Source organism: Alteromonas sp. AWQ4_252, from assembly GCF_056158205.1.
In genome coordinates, this window is sequence record NZ_JBSWSV010000001.1 from 2,170,566 (window position 1) to 2,193,392 (window position 22,827).

Genomic DNA, 22,827 nt, shown 5'->3' on the forward strand with positions numbered 1-22,827 from the left:
GCCTCTGCGACAATGTCATGCTAAATAGGTTTTCTTATAAATGCAGGCACATTGTAAAATGGCAGTTTTTCGATTTTCAGTCGGTGCTTGCTGACGAACTCATCTACCGAGAGGGTTTCTCCTGCGACCGCGTTGTAGTCATCAAGGACGATAAGGCCGCCTGGTACCACGCGATGGTAAAGGGTATCGAGAGCAAAATCTGTTGGCTCTTTTACATCCATGTCAAGATGTAGCAACGCTATTCTGGTTTCAGGGTGTTTGTCCAAGAATGCCGGTACCGTATCAAAAACATTGCCTTTGACTAACTCAATATTGTCGAATCCTTTGGACGCCAGTATATCAGCGACTTCATCTTCACTAAGACCATGCCCGCCGGCAGCTTCAAATTGGGTAATAAAATCTAAATCAGCCGCTACCTCTAACTGTTCAGTAGGAAAGGCACCGAATGCATCGAATCCAATAATCTTTCTTGAAAAGTCATTCTCAAGTGCGTCTCTAAACGTTGCAAAACGAACCAAAGACGCAGCTTTGTAAACACCTAGTTCAACAATATGACCAGGAAGATCTACAATCGTTTTGTACAACTCGTAGTGGGCCAGCATTTTGTTTATGCGCGACTTAGGGGAGAACCAGTAATATCCGTTTTCGTAGTCCCAAACGTTCTCGCTGTCTAAACTCCGAATTTTATTAGTCATAGTGTCATTCTGTATTTGACGAGCTCACAGTAAATTACAATTCATTCAGTAGTTTACGAGTGATTGCGTCGATAGGATATGAAGATATCTTATCGTTTCGCTATATAAATGCAAACCGTGATTTTGTATTTGAGATTTTCATCCGTCGTGTACAAATTTGCGACAAGGATCAACGGGCGTGTACCGCACGAGAATTTTCAAATTATCTAACGTATACTAAAACGAACTCAGTCTAGCGGCCAACGTGCTGTGTGGCTGATAAAAATAACAAAAACAGGTGCTTTCATGCCTTTTGTTTACGTCGGTTATGGCCATAAAGCGGAGACGTAATGAATACTGTATTTACTAGTAGTCACCCCAGTGTTAAGCGTTACGCGGCAGCGTTGACTTCAAACGAAGACTACCTGAAGAAAATTGCTGCTGTGACTGAAAAAAGTGGTCTGCCAAAGGTGAGCCAGGAAGCGCTGACCTTCGATGTGACGCGTCACTCAACTCACACCATTGCTACAAACCTTCAGAAATATGGAGTGATTTGTCTTAACAATTTAGTTGGTAGCAATATGTGTGACGGACTAAATGAAATTGCTGATGGTGTTTTTTCAGATGTCACTAATTCCACTGCTGCTGATGATAGTGTTGATGCCGGCGATTTGGGTTATCTCGCATGGCAGAAAAATTTGCGTTTAGCTGATACTTTCAACGCGCTACTGGATTATGAAAAACCGATTGTCAATATCCGCGGTAGTGCAGGGAGTGATACTGGGATGATGGACGTTTTTAATATCCAAAAGATTCCTGCTCTGAGCGCTGATAAAGGGTTCAAACAGCTTTTTAATGAATTTACTCATGGTCGGATAGATCAACTGGTGAGGCAGGTTTCCTCATTTACTTTCTCTAACGTACAGCTATACGAAAACCGCTCTGTGTTGGATACACGAGGGTTTCACATCGATAATATTTTCGGTACTTATAAAGTATTTGTATATTTAACCGATGTAAATAGTGAGCGAGAAGGGCCGTATTGTTACGTGCCGGGCAGCCATCGTATTCCCTACCTGCATCGCCTGGAGTTACGACAAACAGAAAAAAGTGGAATTAGACCGCGGGATATGTTGAGCAGTGAGTATCTGCCAAGTATTCGCTTTGTAGCACCACGAGGCACGGTGATTGTCAGTAATCAAACAGGAATCCACAGGGGCTTTCCCCAACAACCAGGTGCATGCAGAAGAGTAATGGTGGCAAACTATAGTGATCATGTAAAAATGGGGCGAAGATACTGAAATGTCAGAGTTGCACACAGGTGCACTGCCGCGTATTGCAGAAAGTCTGTTTGATCGTAGCAATAAGACGTCATGCTACCCTCTACATAATGTTGCCGACGACGAGCCTTTGCCGCCTTTAGCCAAAGCGATATTAGCTGTGCTAAATGGCGACGTTGCGTCAGGATGCGGTATGTTAATAGGATTGTTGGAAAGTGATGTGTACAGACAGGACGCACTGACTAACCTGTTGTTCTTACACAGCCTCGGACTTATTGATAATGATGTCGAGTGTTTGTGGCACAAAGTCGCTGACATGCCCCATTCTATTGAACAGGTGAAGGCTTACCTGAGTTTGTCACTTACATTACAAAAAATATCTGCTGATGAAGTTTATGATAGCTACATAAAGCCGCATATTTTGCCAGCGGTACGCAGACGACGAGCTAAGATGTTGGTGTTTTATCACATACCAAAGTGTGCAGGGACCTCAGTGAATCAATTGCTCGGCAAATACTTTTACGGTGAACAACACAATACACTAACGCCTGGGTATATTCACGCTCCACTCGCAGCGCTGTGTGTTGACGAGCTGAGTGAATATTTGCCGTATCTCAGCACCAAGCACATGGGGACAAATATTTTTCCAATAAACAACGATAAATATACCGCTTTTACTGTATTTAAAGATCCTATTGCCCGCCTGCACTCAATGTTTGTGCAATCATTAGAAAGTGCCAGGTCCGGCTATAACCTTCGCATTCTTCCAAAATATAATGCTTTTTGGCGGTACTGGGATGCGTCTACACTTAACGAATGGTTACGGGTTATTCCTTCGTCTTTGCTAAATGCTCAATTGAGCTTGTTTGCTCCTGATATGAATATTCAATTTGCACAAAGAAGAGTTCAACAACTTGCCTTTAGTGATGTCTTGGATAATGGCGATGCATCGTTGGTTAGCTGGCTAAGAAATGAAGATGTAGAAGTGGACGCGTTGCCGCAAGGTTTGAATGCCTCTCACAGACCGTCACTGACAGTTGAAGAGCGACAAATTCTAACTGATGCAGCATTTCAGGAAGTGGCCTTTTTCAATCAACTTAAAATGGAAGCTAAATAAGCATGATGAATAGTTCATACGCTGGGCTGGGTGAAAAGTTTGTTTGTGATGCGTGTGGGCACGAGCATGGGTCACTGAAGTTGTATGACCATCATATGGTTGCGGTGGATGATAGTAATTTGCAAGAGAAAGTCCAGGAGTTTCACAACTTTCCTGGTTATTTATTTAAAGGCGGCGTGGCGATATGTCAACAATGTGGATATGGAAAGATGTTATCGCCACCATCAGAAGAAGCGTTAGAGGAGTTTTATAAAGCGCTCTTCTGGAAGCAAAGAGAAGGTCGGGTAGATAACGCCCAGGAAGGGGTTGTCTCCAAAAATCATCAGTTGCGTTCTGAATGTCAGATAGCCATGGCATTACAGTTCAAATCTATTGATACCATAAAAGCGACATTGGAAATTGGCGCTGGAGAAGCGTTTGCCAGCCGGTGTTTAAAAGACAAGTCATCTACCGTAGAAGCATTTGTCTGTGAGGCTGGTGAGCAGTGGGATAGCCATTACAAAGCGTTGGAATTAAAAAGAATTGCTGACTACTTCCCCTATAAGGGCGACGATAAGTTTGACCTCGTTGTTGCCAGTCACTGGCTGGAGCACGTATTAGATTTACCCCTTGTTTTGTGTTCAATTCGAGAAAAGTTGAACGAGGATGGTTTACTCGTTATTGATGTACCAAACACACAACATGATTATTGGGATGTTCCTGAAAGAGATATTCCACACATTCATTTTTTTACACCGCTATCACTTACCCGTCTTTGTGAGAGTCATGGATTTCAATGTTTGTCTGTAGAATCGTACGGGATTTCCATTTTGCAACGTCAGGCGGGGGTGGAAATACAACCCAAAGATTTTGCCGCAAATGATAAAGGGTATGGTATTCGAGCTGTTTTTGCGGTTGACGATTAACGTATGTTATCAAACCATTCGGTACGCATTCATATAACTGTTAAGCACGATAAAAGCGAAGTCTTTTTCTTTGTGCTATGATTAAATATCAAACAGGAGGGCCTCTATGATCAATTTCAACAGCGATTCATCCGCATCATCATCATTACTGCAACAGGTTCAGGAAAAGCAAACGAACCTGATGGAGAAACTGGCGTCCGGAAAGCGTGTGAACAGTGCCTCCGACGGTGCCGCTGCGCAACAGATTATCGACAGGCTCACTTCTCAGGTCGAAGGTAATCGTCAGGCGATTAATAATGCTTACGATGGCATCTCGCTGGCACAGGTTGCCGAAAGCGGCTTGTCTGGTATCAACGAAGATGTTTCACGTATTCGCGAACTGACTTTACAAGCGGGAAGCGGTATTCTCAATGATGCCGACAAACAGGCCATTCAGTCTGAAATTACTCAGCTCCAGGACAATATCAGTCAGACCATTGAGCAAACCACATTCGCAGGTAAGCCTCTGCTCAGCAGCGATGGCGAAATCAACTTCCAGGTTGGTGCTAATGCGGGTCAGCAAGTTGGTGTGAATACATCAGACATAAATAGTGATCTGACAGATTTACTGAACATTGACGTGACATCAGGTGATCTGGATTCAGCACTCGAAGCTGCGGATGCCGCGTTGGAAACTGTAGGTGCTGCACAGTCAGATTTAGGGGCAACGCAAAATCAGCTGGCCAGAACAGCGCGTAACTTGAGCCAGGCAGATGTAAACACATCAGAGGCCCGCAGTCGCATACAGGATCTCGATTATGCCCAGGCTGCGTCTGAAAGTGCTGCAAATAGCGTGTTAGGTCAGGCTGCAACATCAGTTCAGGCTCAAGCCAATCAGCAACAAGGTCAGGTACTGGCACTACTCAATTAGTAGTGTCGCCTTTGTAGAATCTTTGAACAAAAAAGCAGGTTAGCCTGCTTTTTTGCTTCAAGAAAGCGAATCGGTGTTTGCGAACTTATCTTTTACCGCTACAATCATGAAGATGCGCTAAACTGTAAATAATAAAAACGCGTTCTAGAGGGATTGATGAAGGAAATTCTGCTCGTTAGTGATAACGGCGAACTCATTCAAAAACTGGAAACAGTCATCACTTTTATTGGTGAGACTTGTTATGGTCAGTCTTTTGCTGATTGTTTGGGTTATCTAAACACACATTCTGTCGAAGCTGTGTTAGTCGACGCTGCAAGAGGCGACCAACTTCAAAGCTTGGTCTCTCAATTCCCACACATTCCTTTCGTTGCCATTCAATCCAGCGAAGGTCAGTTAAGCCCTAATTGTAATCTCGTCAGTTGTACAACACTGCCTGTTACATATCCGGTGCTCACCCAAGCCATTCACCGCTGTCAGGAATATTCCCGTCACCGCCCTGGCGCAACCAAAAGCGCAGGAATGAAAACCCGCCTTTTCCGCAGTTTAGTTGGGCGTAGTCAACAAATTCAGGTTGTGCGTCAATTAGTGGAGCAAGTTGCTCCTACTGATGCCACCGTTCTTATCCTGGGTGAATCAGGGACAGGTAAAGAAGTTATTGCGCGAAACGTTCACTTTATGTCGGCCCGAAAAGAAGGCCCGTTTATCCCGGTAAACTGTGGTGCTATTCCCGGAGAACTGTTGGAAAGTGAACTATTCGGGCATGAAAAAGGCGCGTTTACAGGTGCCATCAGTGCGCGAAAAGGCCGTTTCGAACTGGCTGAAGGCGGTACACTGTTTTTGGACGAAATAGGTGACATGCCGCTACAAATGCAGGTTAAGCTTTTACGGGTATTACAAGAGCGAACCTTTGAACGGGTTGGCGGACATACGCCTATCCAGGCTAACGTAAGAATTATTGCAGCAACACACCGCAATTTGGAAACCATGATCCGCGATGACAAATTTCGGGAAGATTTGTACTACCGGTTAAATGTCTTTCCTATTGACAGCCCTGCATTGCGTGACCGCAGAGAAGATATTCCACTGCTTTTACAAGAGCTTATCAGTCGAATTCAGGGCGATGGTGTATCAGTGGTTAAATTCACTGAAATGGCGATTTCTTCACTGATGGAGCACGATTGGGCTGGCAATGTCCGAGAGCTCTCTAATTTGGTTGAACGATTGAGCATACTCTATCCCGCCCAGATTGTTGATATTCAGGATCTGCCTGTGAAGTATCAATACGGCGATATACAGGCTTACGAACCGGACTATCCGGAAGAACTACTGGAAAGGGATGCGTTTAATGCTCTGTTTGCCGAATCCGCAGCTGTGGAGGCGAGTAGGGATGATGAACAGGATGCACCATCAGTTCATTTTCAATCCGAGGAATCCTCTCAGTTACCTGAAGAAGGCGTTAACCTTAAAGAATATTTGTCAGAGCTTGAAATCAATCTCATTATTCAGGCTTTGGAACAGCAAGAGTGGGTTGTTGCACGGGCGGCTGATAAATTAGGCATGCGTAGAACGACACTCGTTGAAAAAATGCGTAAATACGATATCCATCGCGAAGAGTCTGTGTCGTCAGATAATTGACAACCCCAAAATTCAAAATTATTCCTTAACCCATTGATAAATAGCATTTAAAATTCTGGCACATCAAATGCATTTAATCGTCTAAGACATAATGTCTGGTTTTTGACGAGGTTACTGATGGCATATGATGGGCAAGGCTACGCTGGGTCGCTCCAGACTTCCGAGCATTTTTCCGAATTTCACTTTGGTGCTGGTACACATTCACAGTACAGTGGTGAAGATGTGGCGAGCTTAAAGAATCAGGCAAGTCGCTTATCCCATTTACTGAAAGTCATGCCTGCCGGTGTTATTGTCATAGACGGTAAGGGGATTGTAAGACAAGCCAACGATCAGGCTCGATCACTGCTGGGTGAACCTCTGGAAGGTCAAGTCTGGCGAACTATCATTAGCCGTTCTTTCAAACCCAGGGCCGACGACGGCCATGAGGTCTCTCTCATTGATGGCCGTCGGGTTAAACTATCCATAACCCCGTTGGAAAATGAGCCCGGGCAACTTATCGTACTGACCGATCTTACGGAAACCAGACAATTACAAGCTAGGGTCAGTCATATGCAGCGCCTGTCTGCGCTTGGCAAAATGGTTGCCTCACTGGCTCATCAAATCAGAACCCCTTTGTCAGCAGCCATGCTTTACGCGGCAAATATGAAGCGCAAGGGCTTGGGTGAGGCGGCAACCATAAACTTCGCAGATAAACTTTCTCTACGTTTAAAAGAATTAGAAAGCCAGGTGAACGATATGCTGCTCTTCGCGAAATCAGGGGAAGAACAGGTTGTAGCTGACATATCAATCGATCAGTTGAAGGCGTCCATTGAGCCCACCGCACTGACTCTGACCCAACAAGCAGAATTGTCGTTGTCACTCAATGATTTTGTTGGTGATGCCATGATCAGAGGCAATATAACAGCGCTACAAGGCGCTCTGCTTAACCTAATACATAACGCTGCTCAAGTAACTAAGAAAGGTGGTGTTATTACTGTTTCAGGCAGACAAAGTAACGGAAAACTCACTCTGTCGGTGGCTGATGAGGGGCCGGGCGTACCTGATTCATTGCAAGATAAAATATTCGAACCTTTTTACACCACCAAAACTCACGGCACCGGTCTGGGGTTGGCTGTGGTGAAATCTGTGGTGACCGCCCATAAAGGGCAGTTGAGAGTCGTCAATCTGCCTGGTGGTGGCGCATGTTTTTCAATTAGCCTGCCGTTAGTAATAAAAAATACACAGGTCCAGCCCACCGACGTTACAGGAGAAGTATCATGAGTCAAACTACTATTCTCATTGTTGAAGATGACGCGGGTCTGCGTGAAGCGCTAAACGATACATTGTTGTTAGCAGACTATGGGGTTGTTGAGGCAAGTAGTGCAGAAGAGGCGCTGCTTCAGCTCAGTGCTCACAAAGTTGATTTAGTGGTTAGCGATATCCAGATGGGTGAGATGAGTGGCCTTACACTGCTTAAAAACATTAAATCTCGCTATCCGCAAATGCCAGTACTATTGATGACAGCTTATGCCACCATCGACGACGCGGTGCAGGCAATGCGTGATGGTGCTACCGACTATCTCTCCAAGCCTTTTGCGCCGGAAGTCTTGTTGAATTTAGTAAGCAGGTACGCACCAGCAAATCAGGTTGAATCTCGTACGCCAATTGTAGCCGACCCATCAAGCATTCAACTGTTGGCGCTTTCTAGAAAAGTGGCAGGCACTGACGCGACAGTCATGGTCTTAGGTCCCAGTGGGTCGGGAAAAGAGGTGCTTTCACGCTATATTCACGACCAATCAGCCAGAGCCAGTGAAGCATTTGTAGCCATAAACTGTGCTGCGATACCGGAAAATATGCTTGAGGCGACCCTGTTTGGTTACGAAAAAGGGGCATTCACCGGAGCCATTCAAGCGTGTCCGGGAAAGTTTGAACAGGCGCAAAATGGCACAATTCTCCTTGATGAAATTACTGAAATGGATTTGGCATTACAGGCTAAATTACTCCGTGTGCTGCAAGAAAAAGAAGTAGAGCGTTTAGGCGGTCGGAAAACCATTTCGCTAAACGTAAGGGTCATTGCAACCAGTAACCGCGATTTGCGTCAGGCGGTTGAAGCCGGTGAGTTTCGTGAAGATTTGTATTATCGCCTCAATGTTTTCCCAATTGTTTGGTTGCCATTGGCGCAACGCCCCGGCGATATTGTGCCTCTGGCGGAGCACCTGATAAGTCGCCACAACGCCCAGCATCAGAAAATAGTGATATCCGGAGCCGCGCGCAATAAGCTCAATCAGTATGACTGGCCTGGCAACGTTCGCGAGCTGGATAATGTTATTCAAAGAGCATTGATATTGTGTGACGGCGAAATGATTGAATCTTCAGATTTGATGATTGATATGGCTGCCACTTTAGCAAGTCACCAAAGTTTGCAACCACAGGAGCAGGAAGACGATAGTAAACTCGGCTCGGAATTACGTCATCAAGAGCATCAAATAATCTTGGACACACTTCAACTGTGTAACGGTAAGCGCAAGGATGTTGCCGAAAAGCTGGGCATTAGCCCCCGCACATTGCGTTATAAGCTCGCCAGAATGCGCGAAGAAGGTATCGACGTTCCCGCCTAATTTCATTTTTCCTCATATGGGCATGGATAACCATGCCCTGCCCAATCTTTACGACTCCCTGCCACACTTTTTCTTCTGTTTTACTACCGCTGTCATTTATTTGGCGAGTTATGTAACTTGTTGTTTTAAATGTCATTTAAAAGTTGGTATCAGACTTGCTTTTGTACATTTAAGAATCAAATGTCAGACAGGTTTCTGACAGTCAAATATTTTCAGGAGTGCTTATGGACGTCAAGGCCAATAGTTTGTATCAAGAAATGCAAGCCATGATAGGGCAAACTCGTCTGCAGGCTACCGAGTTGCCTCAGCAATCATTGGAGACAGTAAACACGTCTGCCAATGATTTTTCCGTCATGTTGAAGAACGCCGTCGATGGCGTAAATTCCATGCAGATGGAGTCGAAATCTATGCAGCAACGCTTCGAGATGGGGGATACGTCACTGAGCCTGGCAGAAGTAATGGTAACAAAGGAAAAGGCGAGTATTGCATTTGAGGCGACAGTGCAGGTTAGGAATAAAGTACTTGAAGCCTATAAACAAATTATGAACATGCCGGTGTAGTGGAGTAACAGGTTATGGCTGAAGCAACGGGCACCAACTTAACGGTTACTGACTCCAACGACGAACTGGCTTCGACTGAAGCTGAAAATAAATCAGGCTTTATGGATGCACTGGGCAGTGCCGACATGATGCGTCAGATGGCGCTTGTGGTGGTTCTGGTTATCTGTGTTGCTATCGCGGTGTTTATTCTTATTTGGGCACAGGAGCCCGACTATCGACCCCTTGCTAAAATGGAAACGGAAGAGCTGATTGAGACTCTCGATTATCTCGACGCCAATCAAATTGATTACCAATTACAAGGTAACACGGTTTACGTTCGTACTGACGAGTTTCAGTCAATTCGGTTAGGCATGACCAGGCAAGGTCTGGTGCGTGCCGATGACGCCGGTACAGACATCATTATGCAAGATATGGGCTTTGGTGTTTCACAGCGAGTGGAAATGGAGCGACTGAAGCACGCCCGCGAACAGCAAATTGCTGCAACAATCCAGGACATTGACAGTATTCAGAAAGCCAGAGTGCTGCTGGCAATGCCCAAAGAAAATGTGTTTGCCCGTCGTGAGAAAAAAGCCAGTGCTACCGTGGTTCTAACGGCCAAACGAGGCAAAGTTATTGCTGGCGAAGAAGTCGATGCGGTGATTGATATTGTCGCCTCAGCGGTACAGATGATGGAGCCGTCAAATGTAACCGTCACCGATAGTAACGGCAGACTGTTGAACTCAGGTTCCCAGGACTCTATGAGTGCCCGGGCGCGAAAAGAGTATGAAATTGAACGTCAGCGGGAAGAAAAGTACCTTGAGAAAATTGACTCGATTTTAATTCCGGTACTTGGAATTGGAAATTATACCGCTCAGGCTGACGTTGCCATGGATTTCACCGCCATGGAGCAAACGCAGCGCACTTACAATCCCGACTTGCCCGCCGTTCGCAGCGAGATGTCCATTGAGTCAAGTAGTGTTGGCTCCATTGCCGGCGGCATTCCTGGTGCCTTAAGCAATCAACCTCCTCTTGATTCAACCATACCTGAAAATGCCGTGGCTGGTGACGGTCAGGTACTACCCGTTCCTGGGCGTAATAATCGTGAAACTCAGAAAAACTACGAGCTCGATACCACTATCAGTCATACGAAAAAACAAACCGGTGTTGTAAGACGTTTAAGTGTCTCTGTGGCAGTGGATCACGATCGCGTCGTTGCTGAAGACGGCAGTGTCACTACGTCGCCAAAAAGTCAGGAGCAGTTACTCAATATCCGCAGGTTACTGCAGGGCGGCATTGGCTTTGACGTCGCAAGAGGGGACTCCCTGGAAGTGGTCAGTGTTCCATTTACCCGTATGGATGAAGAAGGCATTGAAGAACTTCCTTTCTGGGAACGTCCTGAAATGTTGCCTATAATTAAGTTAGTTGTGGGCGGGCTTATTATCATCATACTTATTCTGTTTGTGATAAGACCTATGTTGCGTCGTTTGATTAATCCTGAGGATACGAAGGATACCGAAGACTTCGATGCCGATGAAGGCCTGGATTTGGGCGACGACACTATCAGCATGTTGTCTCAGGAATTCGATGAGGGGCAGGTTGGTTTTGCCCCGGATGGATCCTTGATGCTACCCGACCTTCACAAAGATGAAGATGTTCTTAAAGCTGTGCGCGCACTGGTTGCAAATGAACCAGAACTGTCTGCGCAGGTTGTTAAGGGCTGGTTGATGCAAGACGATTAAGGTTTAAGCACAATGCCAGAAGAATTAGCTAATAGCGGCGAACAAAGCTATGACATCAGTAAATTGGAAGGTATTGAAAAGGCAGCCATTCTGTTATTGAGTTTGTCTGAAGAAGATGCTGCACAAATCCTGAAGCACCTGGAGCCTAAGCAGGTTCAGAAGCTGGGTGCTGAAATGGCTAAAGTCGATGATATGACGCAGCCTAAAATAACCTCGGTGCATAAACACTTTATCGATGAAATTCAAAATTACAGTACCATAGGCTTCCAAAGTCAGGACTTTGTGAAACGGGCACTGACTGCGGCACTTGGTGAAGACAAAGCGGCCAATCTGATAGACCAAATCCTGATGGGTAGCGGGGCCAAAGGGCTCGACTCTCTCAAATGGATGGATTCTAAACAGGTTGCCAGCATTATTCGCAACGAACACCCGCAAATCCAAACTATTGTACTCTCTTATCTTGAACCTGAGCAGAGCGCTGAAATTCTGGCACAGTTTCCGGAAAAAGTACGCCTGGATTTACTTATGCGAATTGCTAATCTGGAAGAAGTACAACCTGCGGCCCTGCAAGAATTAAATGAAATTATGGAGAAACAATTTGCCGGTCAGGCAGGTACTCAAGCTGCCAAAATGGGCGGCTTGAAATCAGCGGCAAATATCATGAACTATCTGGATACTTCCATCGAAGGGCAGCTTATGGATGCCATCCGTGAGCAGGATGAGGAAATGAGCCAGCAGATCCAGGATCTGATGTTTGTGTTTGATAACCTGATAGATGTAGATGACCGCGGTATTCAGGCTATTTTGCGGGAAGTACAGCAAGATTCATTGCTCAAAGCGATCAAAGGCGCTGATGAAGAACTCAAAGATAAAATTGCGAAGAACATGTCTAAACGTGCTGCAGAAATGCTCATGGACGATTTGGAAGCCATGGGACCTGTCCGTCTATCTGAAGTAGAAACTGCACAAAAAGAAATATTGTCTGTTGCTCGTCGACTGGCTGATTCCGGTGAGATTATGCTGGGCGGCGGTGGCGGTGAAGAATTCCTTTAACCGACATTGCCTTGCGGAGTAAGCATGAGTGATAAGCCCCACCTGGACGATGAATTCCTGGAAGCAAAATCCTGGGATTTGCCATTTATTGCTGATGAGAAAAGCGCAGAGGAAAAGAAAAAAACCAATGCATTAAACCGGCGTAGCGACTGGAAGTACGAGCCGCCAGAACCGGAAGAAGAGGAAGTAAAACCTCCTACTCTGGAGGAAATTGAAGCCATTCGACAAGCCGCCTACGACGAAGGATACAGTGAAGGGAAACAAGCCGGGTTTGAGGAAGGCAGGGCCGCAGGTTTTGAAGAGGGAAAACAAAACGGCTACGAAGAAGGCTTGCAACTTGGAAAAGATGAAGGTCTTCAGCAAGGAGAAGCGCATATTAATGAGCTAGCCAGTGCTTGGTCTTCTCTTGCGGATAATCTTGCCGCACCATTAGCACAGGTAAATGATGATACCCGAAGGCAATTGGTGAAACTTGCCGTTGCCCTGTCCCGTGCAGTGATCCGAACAGAAGTGACTACAACTGAGAACTGCATACTACAGGCTTTGTCAGAAGGCCTTAAGGCCTTGCCTGTGAATGATACTAATTATCAGATAGCAATGCATCCTGAGGATATCGATTTGGTAACCAGGCATTATGGGGAAGAAGCGTTGTCAGATAAAGGCTGGCAGCTAATCGAAACCCCTTCTATGGCAAGGGGAGGGTGTGATATCACCACCGCGCAAAATGCCGTGGATGTGTCTGTTGAGCGCCGTTGCCGGGATGTGCTGGACAAGTTTTTACTGGAACAGGGATTGGGGAATGACTAGTCCCTGGGGAAATTACTTTGAAGAGCTGGCAAACGATATTCCGCAGCCGCCTGTTGTTGCTGCAGGTAAATTAGTACGTGGAATAGGGTTGACCCTCGAAGCCGTAGGTTGTCAATTGCCCGTTGGCAGTCAGTGTATGGTACAAACGGTAGAAGGCGAAATAGAAGCCGAAGTGGTGGGGTTTGCAGAAAACATTACTTATCTAATGCCTACAGAAGCAGTCCGTGGAATTGTACCTGGTTCAAGAGTGCTGCCTCTCAATCGAGAAAGCGGTTTGGCCGTGGGGCTTGGTTTACTCGGTCGGGTTGTAGATGGCAATGGTCAACCGCTTGACGGGTTGGGACCAGTAAAAGCCGATACCCGCGTCCCCGTCGCTCGTCCGCCAATGAACCCACTAAGTCGCAGACAAATCTCACAGCCAATGGATGTGGGAGTGCGCGCTATCAATGCTTTGAATACAGTTGGTGTGGGACAACGTATGGGGTTGTTTGCAGGGTCTGGTGTAGGTAAATCGGTGTTGTTAGGCATGATGACTCGGGGCTGTGAAGCCGATGTTGTTGTTGTAGGTCTGGTAGGAGAACGTGGACGTGAGGTAAAGGAGTTTATTCACGACATACTCACCGAAGAAGAGCGCAAGCGCGCCGTCGTTGTTGCCGCTCCTGCTGATACATCGCCGTTGATGCGCCTAAAGGGGTGTGAAACTGCGGTTTGCATAGCGGAATATTTTCGTGACCAGGGCATGAATGTTTTACTCCTCATAGATTCTTTGACCCGATACGCCATGGCTCAACGGGAAATAGCCCTGGCCGTGGGAGAGCCACCCGCTACTAAGGGCTACCCACCCTCAGTATTTGCACGCTTGCCGGCACTGGTGGAGCGTGCGGGCAACGGCAGTGAAGGGCAAGGCTCTATTACCGCATTTTATACTGTTCTTACAGAAGGTGATGATTTGCAGGATCCTATTGCTGATGCTGCCCGGGCGATCCTCGACGGCCACGTCGTGCTTTCGCGAAGTCTTGCTGACAGTGGCCACTATCCGGCCATTGATATAGAGGCATCCATAAGTCGGGTTATGCCAATGGTAACCAGTGATGAACATCTGCAACAGGCCAGGCGAATTCGCCAGGTTTATTCCACTTACAAACAAAACAAAGATCTCATTTCCATCGGTGCTTATGCCAAAGGGTCAGACCCAAGGATTGACCTCGCGATTCGTGCTGAGCCGGCTATCAATGCATTTTTGCAGCAGGGCATGAAGCAAGTACTGACTTACGACGACTGTCTTCAGGGCATGACAGCACTTGCTGGTGGCTTAGGTAAAGGCTGATGGCGACAGAGCAATTAACCCTTGTAGCCCGATTCGAAAAAGAAAAGGAGCAAAAGGCTGCGCAGCTCTACCAGATGGCACAACAACAACTTGCTCAGCAGCGCCAAAAGTTGTCTAGTTTGCAGCAGTATCGCCTCGATTACCTGCGCCAAATTCAGCAAAATGCGAAAGGCGGAGTCGGCGCTAAGGCTTATCATCAGCACCTGACGTTTGTCGGGCAATTGGAGAAAGCTTGTCAACAGCAATTGAATGTTATTTCAAAAGCAACATTGGCCGCTGACCAAAGGAAGCAGGCCTGGCTGGAACAGCAAAAACGGCGTAAAGCGGTGGAGTTACTGCTGGAGAAAAAAGCACAGGAAGCTGTCGATAAAGCTAACCGCGCAGAACAGGCCATGATGGACGAGTTTGCTATGCAGCGCTATTTCCGGACCCATCATACTAAATAGTTCGACTTTTTTAGTCCTCTCCTCATCTTTTGACAATCACCAGTTCAGACTAATTTATTGGCAATATCTCATAATTGGAACAGCTCTTGCTCAGGGTTATATGTCCTAAGTTCTAACCCTGTTAAATAGCTACTTTTTTGACACCAGTAGCGGAATATAGGGGAAAAGGTGAAAGTGTATGATGCAACAAGTTGCCACGAAGGGTTCAGATATTGCCGCGTTACCAATTTCTATTGACGCCAGCAATCCCGCAGACGCTGAGGGTCAGGATGCGACGGCATTTGCTGATGCCTTTGCGAAGGCTAAGCCGAAAGATAGCGCTGCTAATGGTGCGGTGAAAAATGCCGACGATGTGACAGATGTCCATTGGAGAAAGTCTGAATCATCAAAGAGTACTCAGAGTGAGTTGGCCAGCGAAGACGAAATCGCAAGTGACATACCAGAGAAAAGCACGGTTAATAGCAAGGTCATCGACAAAGACGGCAACGGTGAGGTCAAAAGCGGACGTGCTGAATATTTGGCGAGGGGCTTGGCCAACAGTGAAAACAAGGATGAGGTGACATTAACCGATGAAGACTTATTACCTGAGCATGAGCAACAGTATGTGGTGTCAGAATTAGGTCACCAAGGCAATCAAACGGCAGAAACCGACTGGCTTGCTTTTGTCGATTCAATTCGTCAGCTTAAGGGAGAAACAGAACATCACTCTGAAAGCTCGAACGCGGCACCGGAGCACGGAGAGCACCCTGATAGACCCGATTGGTTGGCAACAACGGAACTCTTAGCCGATAAGGTTGAAGAGCTTGCAGCCGGATCAGACCAAAGTGTCGATGAATCGCTCGGCGTTGAACATGACAGTGAGCTTTTAGATGAGTTTTCTCAGTTGATTGCATTGCTTAAAGATTCACCTGCAAGCAACGAAAACACGCCAATTCAGGGCGCCGCCCCCAAAGAGAACGATAGTGACATTCAGGCTCTCGCGGATAAAATCATCGATGCGGTTACCGCGATGATGGACGTGGAAGCCGGTTCCGACGAGGTAGCTCCGCAAACGCAAACTGACATCGCTGAGGTAAGTCAAATGGCGGCAGCGTTGCTGGCAATGCTGGGTAACCACGTAACAACGAAAAATAGTCGTGAATCCAATGGCGCTGATACTGAGATAGTTGACGGCGCTGATGCAGAATCGTCTGGAGATGCTGGCTTGCTGTTATCACTTATGCAAGCAGAGCTCTTCGGGGATGCAAAAGACCAGTCTGCAAGCGATGGCGAACCAAAAGGTAACCCCAATTCCCATGCCGAAAACTTGTCAAAACTTTTCGCCGCCACTAAGCAGGGGGCCGATGAGGCAAGTAACGACATAGCACAATCAATTAATCCGCTTCTCAGCGAAGGGAAGACAGAAACTCAGGAGATTGTCTCTGGCGCTATTGTTGAGCGGGTCGCTGCAGCGTTACCTGCAGGGGTGAGTGACAGTCAAAGGGCCGAAATAAAGCAAGGTGTCGCTGAAGCGGTGAGCCAGTATCAAAAGGGCCTGATGGACTCAAGTGCAGTCGCAACGACCCTGGAAAGCGCTATTAGCGACGTTATTGTCAATGCTGAAGCGATGGGACGGGAGCAGGCAGAGCAGCTAGTGAATGCCGAGCTGAAACAAATAGGTATGGTGTCAGCTATGGCGTCATCTCTTACCCAAAGTGCGTCTAATTCTGTGCCTACGTTACAAAGCGTGACCCAAGGCACAGTGAACGCCGTTAACGAAGTGCAACAATTGGCGTCAGAGCAGCACGATAAACAATTACAAGACAATAATAAACCGGTGAATATCCATCAGCCAGAAGGCCAGCAACAGCTGGCAGAAAAAATTCGCTGGATGGTGAATGCCAGAAACTCCATGGCGGAAATTCGCTTGGATCCCCCGGAACTCGGGAGTATGCAAGTCAGGGTTAACGTAGCCGGTGATTCGGCATCAGTGAGTTTTGTTGTGCAATCCCCCCAGGCTAAAGACGCATTGGCTCAGGCAGAACCGAGGTTGCGGGATATGTTAGCTGAACAAGGTATTGCGCTGGGCGAATCCGTTGTCAGTCAACAGCAACAACAAAGTAGCGGAGATGATCAACCTGGCACTGGCACTGGCAGTGGCGGTCAGGGGGAGTTGGCAGGTGAATCTCACGAAGAGACACAAATTAGCGAGCAAGCTTTGACCAGGCAAGCACAAGGTGGCATTGACGACTATGCTTAATGGTGAAGATGCATACCTGATGTGTGTTGCACATTGTCAGTAATGTCCCATAATATCCGCCTAAATGGTTGAAAAGGTGTAATCCATGGCAGACGAAGAGTTACAGATTGAAGAAGAAGGCGGCAAGAAAAGTAAGCTGATGTTAATCATCATCATCGTGGTAGTTCTCCTTGGTGGAGGGGCCGCCGCTTATTTCTTTCTGTTTGCAGGTGACGATGAACCCGCTGCAGAACAACTTGCCGAAGGTGAAGGTGGCGAGGTGACAGCTGCAGAAGCAGAAGCTACCTCCCCACAAAGTGGTGGCAGTGCTGAAATGGGCAGTGCACTGTATGTGGCGATTCCACAGCCGATTACTTTCCATATTCCTGGTAGTGGGCGGGAAAGAACTGTTCAGATAAAAATTCAGTTACTGGTGCGTGGAAGTGAAAATGAAGAGGCTGCCAAGGTCAATATTCCGCTTATTCAGGGAACCTTGCTGAAAGTATTTAGTTCCAGTAACGCTGATGATTTAGTTACTGAAGCAGGGAAAATAGAACTGCGTGAAAAGGCGCTGGAAGAAGTTCAGGGCGCTATGAAAAAATTCACGGGCTCAGAAGTGGTAGAGCAAGTGTTGTTTACCGGCTTCGTGATGCAATAACAGGATAACACTGTGAGCGATTTATTATCACAAGACGAAATTGATGCTCTGTTACACGGTGTCGATGACGTTGAAGAAGAAGAGGTCTCCGAAGCACCTTCCGACGCGTCGGCATTGGAGTATGACTTCTCCTCTCAAGACCGTATAGTTCGTGGGCGAATGCCCACACTGGAAATCGTGAACGAACGGTTTGCCCGGCATTTGCGGGTGAGTCTGTTTAATATGATGCGTCGTTCCGCCGAAGTGTCGATAAACGGCATTCAAATGATCAAGTTCGGCGAGTACATTCACACATTGTTTGTACCTACCAGTTTGAACATGGTGAGGTTCCGCCCACTCAAAGGTACTGGACTCATTACCATGGAAGCACGGTTAGTGTTCATCTTGGTGGATAACTTCTTTGGTGGCGACGGGCGTTATCACGCCAAAATAGAGGGCCGGGAATTTACACCAACTGAGCGGCGGATTATTCAGATGTTGCTCAAAATCATTTTCGAAGACTATAAGGAAGCCTGGGCCCCTGTAATGGACGTGTCGTTTGAATATCTCGACTCGGAAGTGAATCCAGCAATGGCCAACATAGTGAGTCCCACAGAAGTGGTGGTTATCAGTTCTTTTCATATTGAATTGGATGGAGGCGGTGGCGATTTTCACGTTTCCTTGCCGTATTCTATGTTGGAGCCTATTAGGGAATTGCTGGACGCAGGTGTACAGAGCGACAAGGAAGATACTGATCTCAGGTGGAGTAAGGCTCTGCGGGATGAAATACTTGATGTTCATGTGGCTTTGACCACACATATGTTAGAGGTAGATGTCCCACTGCGGGAGGTAATGGAGTTTAAACCTGGCGATATCATTCCTGTGGAAATGCCAGAGCACATTACCGTATTGATAGAAGATTTACCTACATTCAGGGCGAAGTTAGGCCGGTCCAGAGATAATCTGGCCCTTAAAATATCAGGCAAAATTCCAAGGCCGACTTCAGTGAAGTCGGAGCTACAACTATTAACACGTGGCGGCCGGGTTATTGATAATGACGCGGAACTACAAGTACTTGAAGAAGATCTGTGATAAACAGGTTGCAAATAAAGAGGCATTGTCATGAGTGAAAATGACGGAATGGACGATTGGGCAGCAGCCATGGCCGAGCAGGCGGATGCAGAAGCGGCAGATGGGGGCGAAAATGACGACGTTCAGGTAGCCGAACTGGATGAATTAACCGATGACGCTCCTATTACCCAGGAAGAAAAGAAAAAGCTGGATACCATCTTGGATATTCCGGTCACTATTTCTATGGAAGTGGGCCGAAGCCAGATAAGTATCCGCAACCTGCTACAATTAAACCAAGGGTCTGTGGTGGAACTCGACAGAGTTGCGGGTGAACCATTGGATGTGTTGGTAAATGGCACGTTGATTGCTCATGGAGAGGTAGTAGTGGTCAACGATAAATTTGGTATTCGGTTAACGGATGTTATCAGTCAAATCGAGAGAATTAAAAAGCTTCGCTAAAACGCTTTCCAAAACAGGGGGTTGCCTTTTGGTGCCCCTGTTATTTAGCCACACCGCAGTTGCAGATAGTGCTAACTCAATCACAAATCCCACATCAGTACTGTCAATTTTCCTATCATTACTTTTAGTTGTTGGGATTATTTTCTCCCTTGCCTGGCTAATGCGTCGGTTTAATGTCACTCACGCCAGCAGTGGTCAAATGAAAGTTGTGGCCAGCATGGTGGCCGGTGCTCGGGAACGCATTATGGTGATTCAGGTTGGCGACGAGCAACACATGGTTGGCGTTACTGCTCACAACATCAATCATCTTGCTAAGCTGGAGACCCCTTTGTCTACCCAAGCCCCCTCAACCACACAAGGGGCAGATTTTAAAGATAAACTCATTAAAGCCATGGCGGGCACCCTTAATCCGGCAGTAAAAGAAGGCAATAAAAATGAAAAGTAGCTGGCTAAAACTGGGGGTTATCTCTCTACTGCTTTCGGTGCTGTTAGCGACACCAGCATTGGCGCAACAGGGTATTTCTGCCGTCACTGTCACCACTAATCCGGATGGCTCACAGGATTACTCGATGACGCTGCAAGCGCTGTTCATCATGACAGCGTTAAGTTTGATCCCCGCCTTTATTATGATGATGACCTCATTCACGCGAATCATAGTGGTGTTGTCAATTCTGCGTCAGGCCATCGGGTTACAACAGTCACCTTCAAATCAAATTCTCATTGGCGTTAGCTTATTCTTGTCTATGTTTATTATGACGCCTGTGTTTGAAGAAGTGAATGAACGGGCATTGCAGCCTTATCTCGAAGAGGCCATGTCGGCAGGAGAGGCCTTAGAAGAAGCGGCGCAACCCATGAGAGCATTTATGTTGTCGCAAACGAGGGTAAAGGATCTTGAAACTTTTGTACGTATTGCCGGTGACGAAGGCAAATATGATGAGCCTGCAGACGTGCCAATGACTATTCTTATTCCGTCTTTTGTGACCAGTGAATTGAAAACTGCTTTTCAGATTGGTTTTATGTTGTTTATTCCATTTCTCATCATCGACCTCGTTGTGGCATCGATACTTATGGCTATGGGTATGATGATGCTTTCTCCAATGATTGTGTCACTGCCATTTAAACTGATGTTGTTCGTTTTAGTTGATGGGTGGAACCTGATTTTCGGTACGCTGGCTACCAGTTTTGGTATGGGTGTTTAGGAGGGCGTATGTCACCAGAAGTATTTGTTGAAATTCTTCGTGAATCTATGTTCATGGTCATCTTACTGGTATCGGCGGTAATTGTGCCGAGTATGATCGTTGGCCTTGTGGTCGCGGTGTTCCAGGCTGCCACTTCTATCAACGAACAAACCATGAGTTTCCTGCCTCGCTTAATTGTTACCCTGTTGGCGCTAAGCTGGGGCGGTAACTGGTTAGTGGAAAAGGTGATGGATTTTACCTTTCACATGGTAGAGCAAATTCCGCAGGTTGTTGGCTAGTTTTTCATGAACCTTGAGCTTGCCACGGTCAATCAGTTTCTCGCTGACATGCTGCTGCCTTTTATGCGCATCAGCGGTATGTTTGCGGCTATGATTGGGTTGAGTGCCAAATCCATACCTACGACCGTTAGAGCTTTGCTCGCGATTTTTTTGACACTGGTTATTATGCCAGTTGTTAAACCTGTACCCATTGAAAATCTGGTTGATGTGGCGGCCTTTGTGATGGTAGTGCAACAGCTCATCATTGGCATCGCTATCGGTTTTATTTCTATGATGGTACTCAATACCTTCGTGCTGGCCGGACAAATCATTGCAATGCAAACTGGATTGGGCTTTGCTTCAATAGTGGATCCTGTAAACGGCATCAACGTACCTGCAGTAGGCCAATTCTATCTGATTTTAGCCACCTTACTGTTTTGGACGCTAGACGGGCACCTGGCCATGATACAAATGATTACCATGAGTTTTGATGCATTTCCCATTGGCGAAGCGTGGTGGACGAAGGAGCAATTTCAAAGCATCGCAGAGTGGGGAGCCTGGATGTTCATCTCGGCTGTAACCTTATCTCTGGCACCCATTGTTTCTTTGCTTATCGTCAATCTGGCTTTTGGGGTTATGACAAAAGCAGCGCCACAACTCAATATCTTCAGTATTGGTTTTTCCATAGCCCAAATCATGGGTCTTATCATCATATGGATAACCCTGGATAACTTTACGTCTCACTTTGCCAGTCAATGGCAACGCGCTCAGCAATTTATGTGCGAGTTATTACAACTATGCCCTGTGTAAGGTAATCAGGTATGGCTGACGAACAGGAAAAAACAGAAGACCCCACGGGGAAAAAACTTGATGACTCCCGAAAAAAGGGACGCTTGGCAAGGTCTCGTGAATTGTCAACAGCCCTTGTGCTGGTTGTTAGCGGTGTTATGTTTCTGGTGATGGGAGGTACAATCGCTCAGGCTGTTTTTACTATGATGAAGGGCATGTTTCAACTCTCGCGCTCACAAACTTACGACACTACGTATATGTTTCAAGCCTGGGGTTTGGCGTTTACGTCGGTAGCAGGACCGGTGCTTACATACATGATAGTGGCAATGATCGCGGGTATTTACGGTTCTATTGCACTGGGTGGGTACAACTTCACCTGGTATTCTGCGAAACCAAATTTCGCCAAAATGAATCCGCTGGCGGGGTTCAAACGCATGTTTGGCATCAATGGTTTAGTTGAATTACTTAAGGCTTTCGCCAAGTTTTTGGTAATCGGTTCCCTGGCTTTTGGCGCATTACTTTACTTCCAGGACGAAGCCTTGCATCTGGATATGGAATTGTATCCGCGAAACCTGTTTCATGCCCTCGATATGCTGGGTTGGGCTTTTCTAATAATGACTCTGGGGATGATTCCCATAGCTGCCTTCGATGTGCCTTATCAACTGTATAAGCACAACAAAGAAATGAAAATGTCTAAACAGGAAGTGAAGGACGAACGAAAAAACGCCGATGGTAATCCACAGGTAAAAAGTCGCATCCGAAAACTGCAATATCAGGCTGCTGCCCGGCGAATGATGCAGGAAGTGCCACAGGCAGACGTGGTTGTGACTAACCCGACGCATTACGCAGTGGCGCTAAAATACGATGACAATGGCGGTAGAGCACCTGTGGTGGTTGCTAAAGGTGTTGATGAGCTGGCTATGCACATACGAAAAATTGCCGATGCCCATGAAGTGCCCATTGTGCCTTCGCCTATGCTGGCCCGAGCCATTTATTACTCCACCGAGGTGGAGCACGAAATTCCTCACAAATTGTTTATGGCTGTCGCTCAGGTGTTGGCATATGTATTTCAGTTGCGCGCATTTAAAGCGGGTAAGGGCAAGCGGCCTAAGCCGCTTAAAAAAGATTTGCCGATTCCTCCCGAATTGCGTCGTTAAACCACTAGGTT

23 protein-coding genes are annotated in these 22,827 nt (G+C 46.7%); 22 read left to right on the top strand and 1 reads right to left on the bottom strand.

The window, feature by feature from the left end:
• Nucleotides 1–20: 20 nt before the first annotated feature.
• Nucleotides 21–695: a TylF/MycF/NovP-related O-methyltransferase gene (locus tag ACXACM_RS09590; RefSeq protein ID WP_474821361.1), complete on the bottom strand. Its 675-nt coding sequence runs from the start codon at nt 693–695 to the stop codon at nt 21–23.
• A gap of 329 nt (nt 696–1,024) precedes the next feature.
• Here ACXACM_RS09590 and ACXACM_RS09595 point away from each other — a divergent pair, with 329 nt between their 5' ends.
• The 22 genes from ACXACM_RS09595 (at nt 1,025) to flhB (ending at nt 22,816) form a co-directional block, all read left to right on the top strand.
• Nucleotides 1,025–1,975 (top strand): phytanoyl-CoA dioxygenase family protein, encoded by a 951-nt coding sequence (locus ACXACM_RS09595; protein ID WP_474821362.1) that lies wholly within the window; start codon nt 1,025–1,027, stop codon nt 1,973–1,975.
• A 1-nt stretch (nt 1,976) separates the two neighbouring features.
• A complete protein-coding gene (locus ACXACM_RS09600) occupies nt 1,977–3,071 on the top strand; it encodes a hypothetical protein (protein ID WP_474821364.1) in 1,095 nt (364 codons plus the stop codon).
• Between the two features lie 2 nt (nt 3,072–3,073).
• On the top strand, nt 3,074–3,976 hold the full coding sequence (locus tag ACXACM_RS09605) for a class I SAM-dependent methyltransferase (protein WP_474821365.1): 903 nt from the start codon (nt 3,074–3,076) through the stop codon (nt 3,974–3,976).
• A 106-nt stretch (nt 3,977–4,082) separates the two neighbouring features.
• Nucleotides 4,083–4,886, top strand: coding sequence for a flagellin (locus ACXACM_RS09610; protein WP_474821366.1), 804 nt, complete (start codon nt 4,083–4,085; stop codon nt 4,884–4,886).
• A gap of 156 nt (nt 4,887–5,042) precedes the next feature.
• A complete protein-coding gene (locus ACXACM_RS09615; protein ID WP_474821368.1) occupies nt 5,043–6,521 on the top strand; it encodes a sigma-54 dependent transcriptional regulator in 1,479 nt (492 codons plus the stop codon).
• A gap of 117 nt (nt 6,522–6,638) precedes the next feature.
• Nucleotides 6,639–7,781 carry a sensor histidine kinase gene (locus ACXACM_RS09620; RefSeq protein ID WP_474821369.1) on the top strand — a complete coding sequence of 381 codons (1,143 nt, stop codon included), beginning with the start codon at nt 6,639–6,641 and terminating at the stop codon, nt 7,779–7,781.
• Nucleotides 7,778–9,118: a sigma-54-dependent transcriptional regulator gene (locus tag ACXACM_RS09625; protein WP_474821370.1), complete on the top strand. Its 1,341-nt coding sequence runs from the start codon at nt 7,778–7,780 to the stop codon at nt 9,116–9,118. Before ACXACM_RS09620 ends, ACXACM_RS09625 begins: the two co-directional genes overlap by 4 nt.
• Before the next feature lie 224 nt (nt 9,119–9,342).
• The gene (fliE, locus tag ACXACM_RS09630; RefSeq protein WP_474821372.1) at nt 9,343–9,678 is read left to right on the top strand and encodes a flagellar hook-basal body complex protein FliE; all 336 of its coding nucleotides are present in this window, start codon (nt 9,343–9,345) and stop codon (nt 9,676–9,678) included.
• A gap of 14 nt (nt 9,679–9,692) precedes the next feature.
• Nucleotides 9,693–11,396: a flagellar basal-body MS-ring/collar protein FliF gene (gene fliF, locus ACXACM_RS09635; protein ID WP_474821373.1), complete on the top strand. Its 1,704-nt coding sequence runs from the start codon at nt 9,693–9,695 to the stop codon at nt 11,394–11,396.
• A 12-nt stretch (nt 11,397–11,408) separates the two neighbouring features.
• Nucleotides 11,409–12,449 carry a flagellar motor switch protein FliG gene (gene fliG / locus ACXACM_RS09640; RefSeq protein ID WP_474821375.1) on the top strand — a complete coding sequence of 347 codons (1,041 nt, stop codon included), beginning with the start codon at nt 11,409–11,411 and terminating at the stop codon, nt 12,447–12,449.
• Between the two features lie 24 nt (nt 12,450–12,473).
• Entirely contained in the window at nt 12,474–13,256 is a 783-nt protein-coding gene (gene fliH, locus ACXACM_RS09645; RefSeq protein WP_474821376.1) for a flagellar assembly protein FliH, read from the top strand.
• Nucleotides 13,249–14,583 (top strand): flagellar protein export ATPase FliI, encoded by a 1,335-nt coding sequence (gene fliI, locus ACXACM_RS09650; RefSeq protein ID WP_474821378.1) that lies wholly within the window; start codon nt 13,249–13,251, stop codon nt 14,581–14,583. The genes fliH and fliI overlap by 8 nt, the downstream gene beginning before the upstream one ends.
• Nucleotides 14,583–15,029, top strand: a complete 447-nt coding sequence (gene fliJ, locus ACXACM_RS09655; protein WP_474821379.1) for a flagellar export protein FliJ — start codon at nt 14,583–14,585, stop codon at nt 15,027–15,029. The genes fliI and fliJ overlap by 1 nt, the downstream gene beginning before the upstream one ends.
• Before the next feature lie 178 nt (nt 15,030–15,207).
• The gene (locus tag ACXACM_RS09660; protein ID WP_474821380.1) at nt 15,208–17,268 is read left to right on the top strand and encodes a flagellar hook-length control protein FliK; all 2,061 of its coding nucleotides are present in this window, start codon (nt 15,208–15,210) and stop codon (nt 17,266–17,268) included.
• A gap of 85 nt (nt 17,269–17,353) precedes the next feature.
• On the top strand, nt 17,354–17,905 hold the full coding sequence (gene fliL, locus ACXACM_RS09665) for a flagellar basal body-associated protein FliL (protein WP_474821382.1): 552 nt from the start codon (nt 17,354–17,356) through the stop codon (nt 17,903–17,905).
• Nucleotides 17,906–17,917: 12 nt separating this feature from the next.
• The gene (gene fliM, locus ACXACM_RS09670) at nt 17,918–18,976 is read left to right on the top strand and encodes a flagellar motor switch protein FliM (protein ID WP_474821383.1); all 1,059 of its coding nucleotides are present in this window, start codon (nt 17,918–17,920) and stop codon (nt 18,974–18,976) included.
• A 30-nt stretch (nt 18,977–19,006) separates the two neighbouring features.
• Nucleotides 19,007–19,414 carry a flagellar motor switch protein FliN gene (gene fliN, locus ACXACM_RS09675; protein WP_474821384.1) on the top strand — a complete coding sequence of 136 codons (408 nt, stop codon included), beginning with the start codon at nt 19,007–19,009 and terminating at the stop codon, nt 19,412–19,414.
• Nucleotides 19,415–19,442: 28 nt separating this feature from the next.
• Nucleotides 19,443–19,859 carry a flagellar biosynthetic protein FliO gene (gene fliO / locus ACXACM_RS09680; protein WP_474821386.1) on the top strand — a complete coding sequence of 139 codons (417 nt, stop codon included), beginning with the start codon at nt 19,443–19,445 and terminating at the stop codon, nt 19,857–19,859.
• Nucleotides 19,849–20,613, top strand: a complete 765-nt coding sequence (fliP, locus tag ACXACM_RS09685) for a flagellar type III secretion system pore protein FliP (protein ID WP_474821387.1) — start codon at nt 19,849–19,851, stop codon at nt 20,611–20,613. Before fliO ends, fliP begins: the two co-directional genes overlap by 11 nt.
• Nucleotides 20,614–20,621: 8 nt before the next feature.
• Nucleotides 20,622–20,891: a flagellar biosynthesis protein FliQ gene (gene fliQ / locus ACXACM_RS09690; protein WP_474821389.1), complete on the top strand. Its 270-nt coding sequence runs from the start codon at nt 20,622–20,624 to the stop codon at nt 20,889–20,891.
• A gap of 6 nt (nt 20,892–20,897) precedes the next feature.
• The gene (gene fliR / locus ACXACM_RS09695; RefSeq protein WP_474821390.1) at nt 20,898–21,680 is read left to right on the top strand and encodes a flagellar biosynthetic protein FliR; all 783 of its coding nucleotides are present in this window, start codon (nt 20,898–20,900) and stop codon (nt 21,678–21,680) included.
• A gap of 11 nt (nt 21,681–21,691) precedes the next feature.
• On the top strand, nt 21,692–22,816 hold the full coding sequence (gene flhB / locus ACXACM_RS09700) for a flagellar biosynthesis protein FlhB (RefSeq protein ID WP_474821391.1): 1,125 nt from the start codon (nt 21,692–21,694) through the stop codon (nt 22,814–22,816).
• The last annotated feature ends 11 nt before the right edge of the window (nt 22,817–22,827 follow it).